The 15,747-nt window shown below is 56.6% G+C and carries 17 protein-coding genes and 1 tRNA gene; 9 read left to right on the top strand and 9 right to left on the bottom strand.

Annotated elements, in window-relative coordinates:
- The first annotated feature begins 3 nt into the window (after positions 1-3).
- From E7738_RS14400 to E7738_RS14380, 5 genes are all read left to right on the top strand, one after another.
- Positions 4-1,524, top strand: a complete 1,521-nt coding sequence (locus tag E7738_RS14400) for a xylose ABC transporter ATP-binding protein (RefSeq protein ID WP_021506869.1) — start codon at positions 4-6, stop codon at positions 1,522-1,524.
- On the top strand, positions 1,517-2,698 hold the full coding sequence (xylH, locus tag E7738_RS14395; RefSeq protein WP_021506870.1) for a xylose ABC transporter permease XylH: 1,182 nt from the start codon (positions 1,517-1,519) through the stop codon (positions 2,696-2,698). The genes E7738_RS14400 and xylH overlap by 8 nt, the downstream gene beginning before the upstream one ends.
- A gap of 93 nt (positions 2,699-2,791) precedes the next feature.
- Entirely contained in the window at positions 2,792-3,970 is a 1,179-nt protein-coding gene (gene xylR, locus E7738_RS14390; RefSeq protein ID WP_021506871.1) for a D-xylose utilization transcriptional activator XylR, read from the top strand.
- 60 nt (positions 3,971-4,030) lie between these two features.
- A tRNA-Sec gene (locus E7738_RS14385) sits at positions 4,031-4,125 on the top strand.
- A gap of 20 nt (positions 4,126-4,145) precedes the next feature.
- Positions 4,146-4,994: an AraC family transcriptional regulator gene (locus E7738_RS14380; protein ID WP_394515736.1), complete on the top strand. Its 849-nt coding sequence runs from the start codon at positions 4,146-4,148 to the stop codon at positions 4,992-4,994.
- Here E7738_RS14380 and E7738_RS14375 read toward each other — a convergent pair.
- Positions 4,951-5,349, bottom strand: coding sequence for a helix-turn-helix domain-containing protein (locus tag E7738_RS14375; protein ID WP_021506873.1), 399 nt, complete (start codon positions 5,347-5,349; stop codon positions 4,951-4,953). The two genes, E7738_RS14380 and E7738_RS14375, sit on opposite strands and share 44 nt — an antisense overlap.
- 233 nt (positions 5,350-5,582) lie before the next feature.
- On the opposite strand from E7738_RS14375, the gene E7738_RS14370 reads away from it, so the two are divergent.
- The gene (locus E7738_RS14370; protein WP_021506874.1) at positions 5,583-5,960 is read left to right on the top strand and encodes a hypothetical protein; all 378 of its coding nucleotides are present in this window, start codon (positions 5,583-5,585) and stop codon (positions 5,958-5,960) included.
- A 12-nt stretch (positions 5,961-5,972) separates the two neighbouring features.
- Here E7738_RS14370 and E7738_RS14365 read toward each other — a convergent pair whose 3' ends face one another.
- Positions 5,973-6,437, bottom strand: coding sequence for an RrF2 family transcriptional regulator (locus E7738_RS14365; protein WP_021506875.1), 465 nt, complete (start codon positions 6,435-6,437; stop codon positions 5,973-5,975).
- A gap of 399 nt (positions 6,438-6,836) precedes the next feature.
- Between E7738_RS14365 and E7738_RS14360 the strand changes: the two genes are divergently transcribed.
- Entirely contained in the window at positions 6,837-7,469 is a 633-nt protein-coding gene (locus E7738_RS14360) for a response regulator (RefSeq protein WP_021506876.1), read from the top strand.
- Positions 7,470-7,684: 215 nt separating this feature from the next.
- On the opposite strand, the gene E7738_RS14355 is transcribed toward E7738_RS14360, so the two are convergent.
- Complete coding sequence (locus E7738_RS14355; protein ID WP_309785754.1) at positions 7,685-8,428, bottom strand: alpha/beta hydrolase; 744 nt, start codon at positions 8,426-8,428, stop codon at positions 7,685-7,687.
- A gap of 490 nt (positions 8,429-8,918) precedes the next feature.
- Here E7738_RS14355 and E7738_RS14350 point away from each other — a divergent pair, with 490 nt between their 5' ends.
- Positions 8,919-9,995, top strand: coding sequence for an EpsG family protein (locus E7738_RS14350; RefSeq protein WP_394515735.1), 1,077 nt, complete (start codon positions 8,919-8,921; stop codon positions 9,993-9,995).
- Positions 9,996-10,021: 26 nt separating this feature from the next.
- On the opposite strand, the gene E7738_RS14345 is transcribed toward E7738_RS14350, so the two are convergent.
- Positions 10,022-10,351 carry a hypothetical protein gene (locus E7738_RS14345; RefSeq protein WP_166712405.1) on the bottom strand — a complete coding sequence of 110 codons (330 nt, stop codon included), beginning with the start codon at positions 10,349-10,351 and terminating at the stop codon, positions 10,022-10,024.
- Here E7738_RS14345 and E7738_RS14340 point away from each other — a divergent pair.
- Positions 10,241-11,278, top strand: a complete 1,038-nt coding sequence (locus E7738_RS14340; protein ID WP_021506880.1) for an acyltransferase family protein — start codon at positions 10,241-10,243, stop codon at positions 11,276-11,278. The two genes, E7738_RS14345 and E7738_RS14340, sit on opposite strands and share 111 nt — an antisense overlap.
- A 48-nt stretch (positions 11,279-11,326) precedes the next feature.
- On the opposite strand, the gene E7738_RS14335 is transcribed toward E7738_RS14340, so the two are convergent.
- The 5 genes from E7738_RS14335 to E7738_RS14315 all read right to left on the bottom strand — a co-directional run bounded on the left by E7738_RS14335 (position 11,327) and on the right by E7738_RS14315 (position 15,684).
- Positions 11,327-12,319 carry a LacI family DNA-binding transcriptional regulator gene (locus E7738_RS14335; RefSeq protein ID WP_058775602.1) on the bottom strand — a complete coding sequence of 331 codons (993 nt, stop codon included), beginning with the start codon at positions 12,317-12,319 and terminating at the stop codon, positions 11,327-11,329.
- A 79-nt stretch (positions 12,320-12,398) separates the two neighbouring features.
- Complete coding sequence (locus E7738_RS14330) at positions 12,399-13,529, bottom strand: ROK family protein (RefSeq protein WP_021506882.1); 1,131 nt, start codon at positions 13,527-13,529, stop codon at positions 12,399-12,401.
- 99 nt (positions 13,530-13,628) lie between these two features.
- Positions 13,629-14,369 carry a DNA replication protein DnaC gene (gene dnaC, locus E7738_RS14325; RefSeq protein ID WP_021506883.1) on the bottom strand — a complete coding sequence of 247 codons (741 nt, stop codon included), beginning with the start codon at positions 14,367-14,369 and terminating at the stop codon, positions 13,629-13,631.
- The gene (gene dnaT, locus E7738_RS14320) at positions 14,369-14,905 is read right to left on the bottom strand and encodes a primosomal protein DnaT (RefSeq protein WP_021506884.1); all 537 of its coding nucleotides are present in this window, start codon (positions 14,903-14,905) and stop codon (positions 14,369-14,371) included. Before dnaT ends, dnaC begins: the two co-directional genes overlap by 1 nt.
- Before the next feature lie 101 nt (positions 14,906-15,006).
- Positions 15,007-15,684: a hypothetical protein gene (locus E7738_RS14315; protein ID WP_336701236.1), complete on the bottom strand. Its 678-nt coding sequence runs from the start codon at positions 15,682-15,684 to the stop codon at positions 15,007-15,009.
- Positions 15,685-15,747: the final 63 nt, after the last annotated feature.

The raw sequence follows: 15,747 nt of genomic DNA, 5'->3' as shown, positions 1-15,747 counted from the left end.
TCGATGCTGCTGGAAATGAACAACATCACCAAGCGCTTCGGCGCGGTGAAAGCGCTGGATGCCGTCAGCCTGCGGCTCGAAGCCGGTGAAGTCATGTCGCTGTGCGGTGAGAACGGCTCGGGCAAATCGACGCTGATGAAAGTGCTGTGCGGGCTTTACCCGCACGGCGAATTTGACGGCGAAATTCGCTTTGCCGGCGATCGCATCGAGGCACAAACCATCCGCGACACCGAGCGCAAAGGCATTGTGATTATTCATCAGGAACTGGCGCTGGTGCGGCAGCTTACGGTCATGGAGAACATATTCCTCGGTGCCGAGCTCGGTCGCTTCGGTATGGTCGATGATGAAACCATGACGCTGCGCTGCCAGCAGCTGCTGGAGCGGGTCAAACTTAACGTTTCGCCTGCCACTAAAGTTGGCGAGCTCGGCCTCGGCCAGCAGCAGCTGGTAGAGATCGCGCGGGCGCTGAATAAGCAGGTGCGATTGCTGATCCTTGATGAGCCGACCTCGTCGCTCACCGAACAGGAAACCGAAGTGCTGCTTGGGATTATCACTAACCTGCGCGAGCACGGTATTGCCTGCATCTACATCTCCCACAAGCTTAATGAGGTCAAAGCAATTTCGGATACCATCTGTGTGATTCGCGATGGCCAGCACATCGCCACACGGCCAGCGGCCGGGCTGAGTGAAGATGACATCATCACGATGATGGTGGGCCGCGAACTCACCGCACTCTATCCGCACCAGCCACACGAGATCGGCGAAACGGTACTGAAAGTGGAAAACCTCACCGCCTGGCATCCGGTCAACCGCCACGTGCGCCGCGTCAATAATGTGTCGTTCAGCCTGAAGCGCGGCGAAATTCTCGGTATTGCCGGGCTGGTGGGTGCAGGACGCACCGAAACGGTCCAGTGCCTGTTTGGTGTCTGGCCCGGTCGCTGGCAGGGCGAAATCTGGATTGATGGCCACCAGGTGAAGATCGACGATTGCCGGGCCGCGATTGCGCACGGCATCGCCATGGTGCCGGAGGACCGGAAAAAAGATGGCATCGTGCCACTGATGGGCGTGGGGAAAAACATCACGCTGGCCGCGCTGGATCAATACAGCCATCGCTTCTCCACGCTGGATGAAGCACAGGAGCAGCAGGCGATCAATGATGCTATCCGCCGTCTGCGTGTCAAAACCTCCTCACCCGAGCTGGCGATTGGCCGCCTCAGCGGTGGTAATCAGCAAAAAGCGATCCTCGCCAAATGCCTGCTGCTCAATCCGCGCATTTTGATTCTGGACGAACCGACGCGCGGCATCGACGTCGGCGCTCGCCAGGAGATCTATCTGCTGATTAACGCGCTGGTGCAGCAGGGCATCGCGGTGATTGTTATCTCCTCCGAACTGCCTGAAGTGCTGGGTCTGAGTGACCGCGTATTGGTGATGCACGAAGGGCAAATCAAAGCCGATCTGATTAACGACAACCTGACTCAGGAGCAGGTCATGGAAGCTGCCCTGCGGAGCGAACATTATGCTTAAAACTGAAAGTAGCCAGAGCCTGCCCGGTACCCCGGGCAAGCCAGCGCCGGGCAAGTTTCCGCGCTTCAATCTGCAGGTGCTGGTGATGCTGGGAGCGATTGTGCTTATCGCTCTGTTCTTCACCTGGACCACCGACGGTGCCTGGCTTAGCCCACGCAACGTCTCTAACCTGCTGCGCCAGACCGCCATCACCGGCATCCTCGCGGTGGGCATGGTGTTTGTCATTATCTCGGCGGAGATCGACCTTTCCGTCGGTTCGATGATGGGCCTGCTGGGCGGTGCCGCGGCCATCTTTGACGTCTGGCTCGGCTGGCCGCTGCCGCTGACCATCGTGGTAACGCTGGTGCTTGGCCTGTTATTGGGCACCTGGAATGGCTGGTGGGTCGCGTACCGTAAAGTGCCTTCGTTCATCGTCACGCTGGCGGGCATGCTGGCGTTTCGCGGCATTCTGGTTGGTATTACCGATGGCACCACCGTTGCGCCAACGACGCCAGCAATGTCGCAGATCGGGCAAAGCTATTTGCCGGGCGGCGTTGGCTTTGGCTTCGGCTTCGCCGGTCTGGCACTGTTTATTCTCTGGCAATGGCGGCTGCGGCTGCGTCGCCAGCAGCTGGGGTTATCACAACCAGCTGCCAGCGGCACGGTGGCACGCCAGGCGATTACCGCTGTTCTGGTGCTGGGTGCCATCTGGTTACTGAACGATTACCGCGGCGTGCCGACACCGGTCCTGCTGCTGGCACTGCTGCTGCTCGGCGGCATGTTTATGGCCACGCGCACCGCCTTCGGACGACGGATTTACGCCATCGGCGGTAACATTGATGCGGCGCGCCTGTCGGGTATCAACGTGGCGCGCACCAAGCTGGCGGTGTTCGCCATCAACGGCGTCATGGTGGCTATCGCCGGCCTGATCCTCAGCTCACGTCTTGGTGCTGGCTCGCCCTCGGCGGGCAATATTGCCGAACTGGACGCCATCGCTGCCTGCGTGATTGGCGGCACCAGCCTGGCGGGCGGCGTCGGTTCGGTGGCCGGCGCGGTGATGGGCGCCTTCATCATGGCGTCTCTGGATAACGGCATGAGCATGATGGACGTGCCGACCTTCTGGCAGTACATCGTTAAAGGGGCGATTTTACTGCTGGCGGTGTGGATGGATACGGCCACGCGCCGCCGGGTGTAATCGCGTGGGCGATCACAATGTGGCGCAAACAATTTCTGCTGCCTTTTCCGCCGTGCTATGCAATGCGCAACAGGTTTAAGGGAGCGCGCCACGATGCACGAAAAACGTTACCGTATTACGCTGCTGTTTAACGCCAACAAAGTGTATGACCGCCAGGTGGTGGAAGGGGTCGGCGAGTATCTGCAGGCTTCGCAAACCGACTGGGATATCTTCATTGAAGAGGATTTCCGCTGCCGCATCGACAATATCCGCGAATGGCTGGGCGACGGCGTCATTGCGGATTACGACGACAGCTCAATCGAGAGCCTGCTCAGCAATGTGCCGGTGCCGATTGTCGGCGTTGGTGGCTCTTATCACCGGCAGCAGGATTATCCGCCGGTGCACTACATCGCCACCGACAACGCTGCGCTGGTGGAGAGTGCCTTTCTGCACCTGAAAGAGAAAGGCATTCATCGCTTTGCGTTTTACGGCCTGCCCGCCGCCAGCGGCAAACGCTGGGCGCAGGAGCGCGAGCAGGCGTTTCGCCAGCTGGTGATGCGCGAGCGCTATCAGGGCGTGGTGTATCAGGGGATGGAAACCGCGCCGGAAAACTGGCAGCACGCGCAAAACCGCCTCGCCGACTGGCTGCAAACGCTACCGCCGCAGACCGGCATTATCGCGGTGACCGACGCGCGTGCGCGTCATTTGCTGCAGGCCTGTGAACACCTGAAAATTCCGGTGCCGGAGAAGCTCAGCGTAATCGGTATCGATAACGAAGAGCTGACGCGCTATCTGTCCCGCGTGGCGCTCTCTTCGGTAGCCCAGGGCACGCGCCAGATGGGTTATCAGGCCGCCAAGCTGTTGCATCGCCTGCTCGATCGGCAAACGCTGCCGCTGCAACGCATTCTGGTGCCGCCGGTAAAAGTCATTGCCCGCCGCTCTACCGATTTTCGCTCGCTGCGCGATCCGGCGGTGATTCAGGCGATGCATTACATCCGCTTTAACGCCTGTAAAGGCATCAAGGTCGAACAGGTGCTGGATGCGATTGGCATGTCGCGCTCCAATCTGGAAAAGCGTTTTCGCGATGAGACCGGCGATACCATTCACGCCATGATTCACCGCGAAAAGCTGGAAAAAGCGCGTGAACTGCTGGCCTGCTCTTCATTGAATATTAATGAAATTTCGCAGATGTGCGGCTATCCTTCCCTGCAGTACTTCTATTCGGTGTTTAAAAAAAGCTACGCCACTACGCCAAAGGAGTATCGGCAGCATCACGGCGAGAAGGTGCAATAACGCCCCGCTGCGATCAAGATTTTGCCGCCAATTGCCGCTATACTGCGCGGCATCTTCAAAGGAAGATCGTCGTCTCCGGTGAGGCGGCCGGATTTCAAATCCGGTTGGGGCCGCCAGCGGTCCCGGGCAGGTTCGACTCCTGTGATCTTCCGCCACTCACCACTCAGGCCCAGCCATGCTCATCCATCCATCCGACAACCTTCCGTTCTCTGGCGATCCGCGTAAGGAAGAGCTGCGCCAGCGGCTGATGCGACCGGATGCGCCCAAAGTCATTGCCGTGTCACTGTCGAAGGAGCTGGATCGCGAGCGACGCACGCATCGTCATGCCGCCGGTCAGCTGTTTTGTCTGCGCCAGGGATTGATGACGGTGAAAACCTCGTCGGGCATTTTTGCTAATCCGCCGCGGCTGGTCGGCTGGATTCCGCCGTGGTTTGACCATGCCCTTGTCGGGCCGGGGCGCGTGCTGGGCTGGACGGTACTGATTGACGAAGCGCTGGCCGCGCCGCTGCCGGATCGTCCGGTCTTGCTCTCCTGTCCGACCGTGCTGGAACCGCTGGCAGAACGGCTGGCGGTGCTGGAGCCTGAACTGTGGAGCAGCGCGCGCTATGCCCGGTTGGGTCAGGTGTTTCTTGATGAACTGTACGAATCCACGCCGCAGGAACTCACGCTGCCGTTGCCGGAAGAGCCGCGACTGCGGCAGATTGCACGCCTGCTGATGGACGATCCGACAGATACCCGCACCGGACCGGAGCTGGCGCAGTGGGCTGGTCTGAGCGCGCGCAGCCTGAGTCGCCACTGGTCCAGCGCGGTTGGCATGAGCCTGAGTAAATATCGTCAGGTATCGCGCCTGCTGAAATCGCTGGAAGGGCTGGCGGCAGGCCACAGCGTGCAGCAGGTTGCCTGGCAGGTGGGTTTCGACAGCGTCAGCAGCTATATCAGCGCGTTTCGCGCCGCCTTCGGCTCAACGCCAGGCAAATACTTTACGACGCCAGCCGACTCTGCGAATGCAGCATCAGCAGGCTAGCCGGACCGTCAATCGGTGGCAGGCTGTGCCGGTATTTGCGGCGAAACGCGCCCGGCGGCAGGTCAAACATGCGCCGAAAGGTGCGGCAGTAGGTTTGCTGTGAATCGAAGCCAAACTGCAGCGCAATCTGCATCAGCGACGTATTACTGCTGAGCAGGGTGATGACGGAAGCCGTTAGCTTACGTTCACGGATATAGGCTCCCAGCGCCACGCCAGTGTAGCTGCGGAACAGCCGCTGCAAATGCCACTGCGAATAACCGGCCCGCTGTGCGACCGTCTCCAGCATGAGCTTTTGTTCGATATTCGCCTCTATCCACATCATCAGCTGATGCATAAAGGCTGCGTGAATATCCATCCTCTCCTCCTGATGCCGTGGTGCGACTCAATCTGCGACATTGTAAAAACAGGACGACTGGCTGTGTTTGCGTATAAAGCCAATAAATAGCGATAACTCGCCAATTTACTTGTCACTACTCCGGCGGGGATAACACGCTGTTGCGCCAGTACACATCATGTAATATTGTAAGTTACATGATAAATAAGCAGCCGTTCTTTCCGCTGCGCGGATCGTCACAAAGGAGAAAATCTATGCATGCCTTTTTACTCTCTGACACGGGTGTGTGCCTGGCGATTGCGCTGGCCTCAGCCAGCATCGCGATGACCATGACGCAGACCGAACTGTTTGCCGGTTTGCGCGCCTGGACCGCACGCAAACACGCCTTGCTCGGTCATCTGTTTCACTGTTTCTATTGCCTGAGCCATTGGGTGGTGTTTGCCGCGATGCTGATTTATCACCCAACGCTGCTGAACAGCGGTTGGCCGCTGGTCGACTGGATCATGACAGCCTTCATTACGCTGACGCTGACCACGTTTGTCAGCGGTATGATGTTTAAAGTGTTTCAGGCCGCCGTCACCACGCATGTGATGAAGCATGACGCGCAGATCAAATTGCAGAAGCAGGATTAACGGCCGCGCGGGTTAGTCGCTGCAGCGCGGAAAGGTGTGCGGATCCAGCCCGAGGCTGGCCATTTTTTGCAGGTAATCTTCGGCGATGTCCGCCACGGTAATCTGGCTAAAGCGCTGCAGCAGTAACGCTTCGGCTTCACCCAGCGCCTGGTCGAGCCGGGCGTCTACCGCATGTTCCACCAGGCAGGGCGAAGGATCGGCCGCCGGGCCAATGCTGAACAGCGCCGGTGAGCCGATGGCCTGGTACACATCCAGCAGCGTGATATCGCGCAGGTCCGCGCGCAGCTCCCAGCCGCCGCCGTGCCCCTTTTCCGACACCAGATACCCCTTTTCACGCAGCCCTGACATCATGCGACGCACCACCACCGGGTTGGTGCCGAGCATTTTTGCCATGGCATCGGAAGTAGCGCGTTTAACGTGACGATCAAGATGAATGAGCGCGTGCAGCGAGCGGGACAGGCGGTTATCGCGTGGCATGGACGTTTCCTCTGAAATTCCCGCTACTGTAGCAAACCATGCTGGCGGCAACAATTTATCCCGGCTGAGGGTTGATGGCGCCCTGACCAGGCATCCGCGTTAATCAGGCTGCCAAATGGGAAAAGGCAGACCGCCACAGTAAAAGAAATTACGGTGAAAAGGCGATTGGGCATCAGTTAATTAATTAATGAACTGAGTGAAAGAAAGGGAATATTTATTTCCCACCAGGAAAGATAACTCCTCCAGGCGGAATAACCATTTCCCTTTTATAATTAATTTAATCTTGTAGGACATAGACTACAAACAATTATTTTATTGTTCTTGATCATACGCAATATATATAATTCAACGAGCGGCTAAAGTTTGACCTGTCATTCACTCATCAGGAAAAGGTTAACTATGGCTCAGGTCGTTGTGGTTGATGACCATCCGATCGCGCGGATGGCCGTTCGTTATTTGCTGGAACAAAATGGACATACGGTGCTGGCCGAAAGCGCCGATGGCCGGGAAGCGGTAACGCTGATTCAGCAGCAGCAGCCGGATATCGTCATCATTGATATCGACCTGCCGTCGCTGGACGGAATTGAAGTGGTTAAGTCGTTGCGCGATCAGAGTTTTCCAGGAAAAATCATTGTTATCTCCGGGAAAAATGAAAACGTGTATGCTGTGCAGAGCCTGCGCAGCGGTGCCAATGGCTTTGTCAGTAAAAAAACCGATATGCCAGAGATCGCCAGTGCTATTCAGGCGACACAACGTGGTTATGGTTATTTCCCGCTGGGCGGTTTTATGCAGCAAATGGAGCAGGAAAGCACGCAGGCGGAGAAAAAAATGATTGAATCATTGTCACCACAGGAGTTTCAGGTTTTTCATCACATCATTAAGGGCCTGAATAATATGCGCATCGCAGCGCGGATGGGCGTCAGTAATAAAACCGTCAGCACTTATAAAAGCCGGTTAATGGATAAACTGCACTGCAAAACCATGAGTGATTTATTTGCTTTCGTGCATCGCAATCAAATGGAAGCCTCATAAATCGTCTGCAAAGAGTTATCGAGACACAGCCGTTTGACGTAGCGCTCACCCTCTCGCTCAGGCCGGTAACCATAACCGTGTGTTGATCGGTAAGTTGCCGTGCAGCAGTTATCATCAAATCCTTGCCAGGCTAACCGACGGTGAGCTGGCAGACACCGTATAACTGCCCAGGGAGGAATTCCGTTTCCTCTGCGGCATCTGCGTTACCGCGGCGCTTACCGCTTCACCAGGCTGCTTTGCCAGGCGTGGAACAGGGTGAGCCAGTTTTGCACTGGCAGATGTTGCTTCTGGCCGGTGCCAAAGCCATGACCGCCCTGCTGGAACAGGTGCAGCTCCACGTTAACCTTGTTCTGCCGCAGTGCGCTGAACATGCCCAGCGCGTTTTGCGGTGAGGCGGTACCGTCGTTCAGCGCCTGTACCAGAAAAGTCGGCGGCGTGTGTGCGCTGACGCGGTCTTCCTGCGAAAGCTGTGCCATTTGTTGGGCACTGAGATCTTTACCGTACAGCGCAGCGCGCGTGCCTGGGTGGGTCACGCCCTGTTTCAGCGACAGCACCGGATAGATGAGGGCGCTGAAATCCGGGCGCGCCGACACCTTATCCTGCGCATCGACGGCCTGATAGTTAGCTTCATCGGGAGTGTTGCTCAGATTAGCGGCGAGAAAGGCACCGGCGGAAAAGCCCATCACGCCAATGCGGTCAGGCGCTACCTGGTACTGCTGCGCATTGGCCCGAATCAGCCGCAGCGCTCGCTGGGTATCGGCAAAAGCCTGCTGGCGATACTGCGCTGAACCGTCGTGTGGCAGACGATAAATTAACACAAATGAAGCATAGCCCTGCTGGCTGAGCACATTGGCCACATCCAGCCCTTCAAGATCTTTCATAATATAAGAAAAACCCCCACCGGGAATGATTAGCACCGCCGCATGATTATTTTTTCCTGTTGCCGGAACATAAATCATTTGTGGCGCATCGACGTGGGTAACAGCCCGGTTATTAATGGCCGGGTTTTTACTAAAATTAATAAATTTATTATTTGCTGACACTTCATTTGGCCAGATCGGAATTTCCTTATTGGCAAACGCGGCCGGAAGATACAGTAAAAAAAACAGGCTAAATATCCGCAACCCTCTCATCGCACTGGCTCCAAATCCTGAATAAAAACAGCAACAAAAGTCAAACTGAACGGATAAAATCGCTCAGTGACGCTCCGGCTCCCCGCGAGATAATGAAAAAAACATACTCATCGAAAAATGTCTGTGGAAACGGTAGCAAATAAATATGGCAAAACCTATTCAATATAATATCGGACCAGGAAAAATTAGACTTTTCTCATGTTTACGTTAACAAGGCCGTATGTTATAAGTGAATTTTAAACTATAAGAATCTGTGACCATGGGAATTTACTGGATCATAAGTCTTAGCCTGACTTTCGTCGCTATTGTCGAAATCATGTTAAGTAAAAATGAAAACACAGCGCAAATCAGGACGTGGCTTTATTTTGTTGTCGTTGTAGTACTTTTTACTTTTGGCGGTATTCGTGGCCTGGGAACCGGCCTTGATGACTTCCAGTATCGCGACTTCTATGCCCAGTTTATCGATAAAATTATTATCGAAGGTTTCTGGCGTGCGGTCGTGGAATTCCGTTATGAACCAGCCATTTACGCCATTGCCGGTGCGACACGCATCTTTACCGCTAATCCGGACATTTTCATCTTTGTCTTCGCGGTCATCGCTGTTGGTGTCAACGCGCACTACTTCCGTAAGCTGACACCGTTGCCGCTGGTGGCCCTCGCCGTCTACTCTGCGCACCTGTTTATCAACAAAGACATGAACCAGATTCGCTTCGGTTTATGTTCGGCGTTTTTAATGGGCTTCGTCTGGCACATGTCGCGGCGCAGCAAGTCTGGCATGATCACCACCTTCATCCTGTCGTTTATCAGCCACGCCACCGCGATTGTCGCGCTGCTGATTCCGCTGGCGATGATTGTACGTAAAAACAAATACATCCCGATTGCCATCGTGGTCGCCAGTCTGCCGCTGGCGTTTCTCGGCAGTTCGGCGCTGATCGCCGCGCTCTCCAGCCACCTCGGTGCGCTGGGCGACAGGGCCATGGGCTATGCCGATGCCGATTCTCGCCAGGAACAGGGTATTCTGACCCTGTCGAACCTGAAGAATATCGGCTTCGTCTTTATCTTCAGCTACATGTTGCTGAGCGATAAAATTAAAAATTTCGACCCGGAAAAGTTTAATACCTATTACATTCTGGTGATCACTTTTGCCATCGGCAGTGGCCTGAGGATGGCGCTACAGGATTACGCTTCTGGTGGTCGTCTGGCGAACTATTTGCTGCAGGTTGAGCCGGTGCTTATTTCGCTGTGTATCTGGGAAACCCGGAAGCTGAAGAAGGTGCTTGCCGTGGCTGTCACCATTCTGATGGTGCTGTACTATCTCTACTACAACACCGTATCGAGCAAGCAGTCGATTGTCGGCTATGAGGTGTCACGCACCTTCCAGCTGTTCCGTTAGGTCCAGAAATAACGCTAGCCAACTGGTTAGCGTTTTTTCATTAATAAGCCCTTTCTCATCGTCATCCAGGGAAAATCCGAATATTTTACTGGTCCTGAACATTGCTTGCTTTTTATGTGGATTAAAATTCTAATAGATTGCATCTGCTCACGCAGAACACCTGTGATAAGAATATTCCGAAGCAACCATGCAAAGTCTTTCATGGCTTTTCCTGGCACGTCGTCACTCAATGAAAGAATGCTGACATGAACGAAAAAAACAATTTTGACATCGTACGACTTTCCCTCGCCTTTATCGTAATGCTGGTGCATTCCGCTGAGGTGACGAGAAACGCCGATATCCGTTTCCTGGCGCATTTTCTCAATAGTGATTTTGCCGTCAAAGGATTTTTCGCAATAAGTGGTTTTCTTATTGCAAAAAGTTACTTAAGAAGTAAATCGCTGACGTCCTATTTTATTAAGCGCGCGCAACGTATATTGCCGGCTTATATTTTCACCATCATCATGTGTTTTGTAATTGGCATGTGTCTTACCACCCTGCCGCTGATGGATTTCCTGAAAAATAAAGAAACCCTTAAATATCTGGTCGCCAACTTCTCGTTTCTTAACTTTATTCAGCCGTCGCTGCCGGGCGTGTTTACCGACAACCCCAATCAGCCGCTGGATGGTTCACTGTGGACCATCAAAGCCGAGCTGACACTCTACGTGCTGCTGCCCTTTATCGTGCCGTTACTGAAACGAAGCCCGCTGAAAGTGTGGAGCGTGATTTTTATTATCTCCTGCGCCTGGTACTTCTACTTCACCGCGCTGTACAGCGGGCCGAAAGCCGATACGCTGGCCAAGCAGTTTATTGCGCTGTCGTCCTACTTCTTCTTTGGCAGCCTGCTGGCGGTGCATCAGCCAACCTTTGACCGTCTGAAAGAGATCACCATTGTGTCGCTGGTGGTGTTCCTGCTGTTCAAGAGCACGGATTACGCGTTTATCGTTGAGCCGGTGGCGTTTTCGGCGGTAGTGATTCTGTTCTGCACCAGCCTGTGTAAAGAGATAAAAATCAGCCAGTACGGCGATCTCTCTTACGGCATGTACCTCTATCACTGGCCGATTATTCAGGTGCTGCAGCATTTCGGTGTGTTCGATGCCAACGCGTTTGCTGGCCTGGGGCTGACAATTGTGATGACGCTGGCGCTGGCTTACACCTCGTGGAATTTGCTGGAGAGCCGTTTCCTGAAACGCACCCATCACGCTCAGCCGTCGATTGTGCCGCCCACCGCTGCACGCGACTAAGCGTTAATCATGCAGGCGCACGTCGCGCCTGCACCAAAGCGCCACCGCTCAAATGGTGGCGCCCATCGACAGCTGATAATGCAAATCCACCTGTTCAATGGTGGGCTGCTGGTTAATTTTCTTCAGCACAATTTCCGTTGCCACTTTGCCCATCTCGAAGCGCGGTGTAATCACACTGGCCAGCCGCGGCGTTGTCGCCTGACCAATCTCCAGTCCGTGGAATCCGGCAATCGCCAGCGCCTGCGGCACAGCAATGCCTGCCGCCTGACACTCCTGCAGCACGCCGACCGCCAGATCATCGTTGGTACAGAGAATGGCATCCATCTGCGGATAGAGCTGGCGCGCCAGCGTCATCATGCCGGTGCCAATCGACACCGAAGAGACTTTGTTCGGTACGATGCGTCCGGCCGGCAATCCGGCTGCCGCCACGGCATCGCAATAGCCGGCATAGCGCTGCTGGTCACGGCGATCGGACATCGAGCCAAAATAAATCACCCGCTGTTTACCGCTGGCCAGCAGCATCGCGGTCATGTCGTAGCCGGCACGGTAATTATCAAAGCCGACGTTAATGCGCCCGCGCGTCTCGCTCAGTCCCATCACTTCGGCGACCGGAATGGTGGCCGCGTTGAGATACTTTTCCGCGCGCACGGTGTGCACCGACTCGGTCAGGATCAATCCCTGCACGTTAAAAGCCAGCACCGTGGCAATCTGCTCTTCTTCGCGCTGCGGATTGTAGTCGTAGTTGACCACCAGCGTCTGATAGCCGTGGGCGCTGGTGACCGATTCGATACCGGCCAGCAGATCGGCAAAGATTTGATTATTGAATGAGGGGATGAGTACGCCGATGCGCGGCGGTGGGTGCCGCGACGCCGCGGTGTTTTCCTGTTCGGCGACGTAGCCGATTTCGGCCATGACGCTGGCGATTTTCGCCGCCGTTTCCGCCCTGACCTTTTCCGGCGTGCGCAGATAGCGGCTCACCGTCATCTTGGTGACCCCTGCGAGAGTCGCAATATCGTCCAGAGTGATGCGCTGCGTTTTCATTGCGCGGTCCGCAAAGAGAGCCTGTCAATCAACGTATTATGCCCGCTGGCGAGTCAAAAAAGAAACGCTGCTCCGCCGGTCATACCGCTCGTTCATAGTGCTCAATCACCGCCAGCGCCAGACCGTTGGCCGGATCGATGCGCTGCGGCAGAAAGTGCAGCGCGGTATGGGCAAAGGTAAACGCCAGCGTGCCGGCCTGTGCCGCCTGCTGTACCGCCTGCACAAACGCCGGTTGCGCATTCCACGGGCCGTCAATGATGATGCTGGCCGGATTGACCAGCTGCATCACCTGGCTCAGCGCATGGCCGAGATAGCGGCCGGTCTGCGCCATCAGCTCATACACGATCTCTGGCTCGCTGTCGCCGGACTGCCAGCGTAAGCCGGGCTTACGCCGGGCCAGCTGCTGCTGGATCGCCGGCAGGCTGACCAGCGTCTCCAGACAACCCTGTCGCCCGCAGCTGCAGCGCGCGCCGTTGGGCTGCACGCTCAGATGGCCAATCTCACCAGCGGTCCAGCTGCTGCCGCTGAACACCTCACCGCGCTCCACCAGCGCGCCGCCCACGCCGTCGGCGATGCGCAGATAGAAGTGGCTTTGCGCTTTATTGAGCTCCAGCTGCTGCACCGCCAGCAGCGCGGCCGCTTTGACGTTATTCATGATGCGCAGCGGCAGCTCAACGCCGCGCCGCAGCGGCGTCAGCACATCGACATCCTGCCAGCCGAGCGGCGCAGAAAAGTGCACCCGCCCGCGCTGAGAATCAATGATGCCGGGAAAACCGATGGCCACGCCCAGCAGCGCCGGATGCGCCGCGCGCAGCGTCTGACACACTTCCGTCAGCTCGTGCAGCAGCCCGTCGGCATCGGCCGTTTCGGTGCGCCAGGTTTGCTCGGCCACCACGCGCGAAAAGTAGTCGCACACGCGCCAGTGAATCGCCTGGCGCTCCACCATGATGCCCGCGCTTTTCAGCTGACCCGCGCGCAGTTCGATCTCAATTTTGGGCCGACCGGCCGCAGCCACGCTGACCGGGCCAAGCTCGTGAATCAGCCCCTGCGCCAGCAGGTCATCGATAATCAGGGAAACGGTGTTTTTGCTCAGGTCGAGCGCCAGCGCCAGATCCTGGCGGGAAGTGATGCGGGTAGTACGCAGCTGCGTCATCACCCGCTTGAGGTTGTTCAGTCGAAGTACCGCTGGTCCTTTCCCGGCTGCTTTCATCGCACCCTCACCTGACAAAGAGTAATAGGTGTAAGTTTAGCAGCCCGCACCGGCGGTTAATCGCCGGTAAAACCGGGTTTTTACCGCTTCTGCCGCGTATCAGTACTCGTCACCGCGCACGCGGCTGCGGTAACTTTCCCAGTCAAAACGCACCCACAGGCTATTACCGAGGCGCATGCGATCCATCACCCGTTCGCCAAGCAGCGTGTTCATGCCGGCCGGATCGAGGTTGGAGAGCATGCCGGTCGGCCGCTTTGACGACGAACGGCGATCAACAATCTGATTGATGATCACTTTCTCGTAGCGCGATTCGCTCTGCATGCCGATCTCATCGATCACCAGCAGATCGACATGGCTGAGATCCTGCAGCAGCCGCTCTTCGGTCAGGTCGCTGCCGCCGCTGAAGGTGCCTTTCATGCTCGACATCAGATCGGCCACCGTGACAATCAGCACGCTTTTGCCGCGCAGAATCAGATCGTTACCAATCGCCGCCGCCAGATGGTTTTTACCGGTGCCAGGACGGCCGGAGAAGACAAAGCTGGCGATGCTGTTCTCAAACCCGGCGGCGTATTCACGCGCCAGACTGAGCGCCTTGCGCTGGCCGTCATTTTCGACGCGGTAGTTGTCGAACGAGCAGTTCATGTGCAACTCACGAATGCCGGAGCGGCCCATGATGCGCTGCATCTTCATGGCGCGGTTTTCGCGCACAATCGCTTCTGAGCGCAGCCGGCCCTGCTCCTGATTCCACGCCAGCAGCTCGGCGCCGTTTTTAAACTTTGGCTGCACATCCGCGGGCATAATTTTTTTCAGGCGACTGAAAAGATCGTTCGGCGTTTTCATTACTCACCTCGGAATCCATCGGGAATATCATAATCAGTATTGCTGATCTGGGTGATATCGCGCTTAGGCTGACCGCCGTTGGCGGCGCGGTTCATCTGCACGCTGCGCGCCAGTTTCTGCTGCCACTGTACATGGTGAAACAGCCGGCCCTCTGCCTGCCAGTAGGCGACGAAAGCCGCCAGCTCTGCGGCGGTCACCGGCTCGCTCAGTGCCACGCCCCAGATCGCCGCCTGGCGCTGGAAGTCGCTGTCCGGCTGCCAGCCCGGATACATGGCGAACTTGCCCACCGGCACGGCGATCGGCGCGGCGTCGCTGTGAAACAGGCTGTCGTCCAGCGTGACATCATTCGGCTGCTGCGCCGCCGCTTCCAGCGCCAGCAGGTGCGCGAGGCGCTGCGGCGTGATCGCGTAAAACGCCGGAACATTGTTGTGCAGCACCGCCAGCGTGCCGTTATCGGCCTGCTGCAGCGTGGTGAGGGGATCGTGGCAAAAGCCGTCCAGCCCCACCAGCGTTGAAGATAAGATTTTGACTGACATGAAGAAACCTGACGTTGACTCACCCGGTGCACCGGCGACCCGGTACTAAGCGGTCAGTGTACCTGTTTTAGCACCGGGGATCGCCATAAAACCGCGCGGATTTAGCGCGAAGCGAAGTGCGGTTCAGCCGCCTCAATGCTGACCACGCGACGGCTGGCGTGGGCCGTTGCCAGCGCCGGGCGGGTTTGCCACAGATAGCGCAGCGATGCCACCAGACACAGGCTGTAGCCAAACAGCTCGCTGCCCTCTTCCGCCATGTTCTTCACCACGCGATTATAGCCATCCAGCATCAGTTGCTGCCACAGCTCATGCATGCCAAACAGCCGCGAGAACACCAGCACCGCCAGCAGCCCGGCGGCCATCATTTGCCAGCTGCGATGCAGCAGCAGTGCCGCGAGGCCCGGCAGGATTTGCCGCGGCTGACGCAGCGCCATCGCCAGCGAGGCCGCGGTAGTTGCCAGCGCAAACCATAGCCATGCGCCGTGCTGCACCACGTCGAACAGAAAATCCATTTCACGAATCAGCATGCAGCTGAAGAAGCCACCGACCAGAATCAGCGCGCTGCGCTGCTGCGGTCGCTGCCAGGCGGCGAAGAAGAACAGTGCGGCAATGGCCGCCAGCATCAGCTCCTGTGTCGCTTCGGTGAAAGAGGTTTCGTGCAGTGCATCGTTCATCCAGTTGACGTCGATGTAGACCATCGCCATACAGAAGACCAGCACCAATCCACTGATGATAAAGGCCGCCAGTTCGCGGCTAATAAGAATAATGTTTTCGCGCATTGTGATACCAAATCAGAAAATAATTAGCGCGCTTATTATATTTCCGCTGGCTGGCACCACTTC

Source organism: Pantoea sp. SGAir0430, assembly GCF_043549295.1.
Note: the sequence above shows the minus strand (reverse complement) of the source record. Positions and strands in the feature narration are given on the sequence as shown.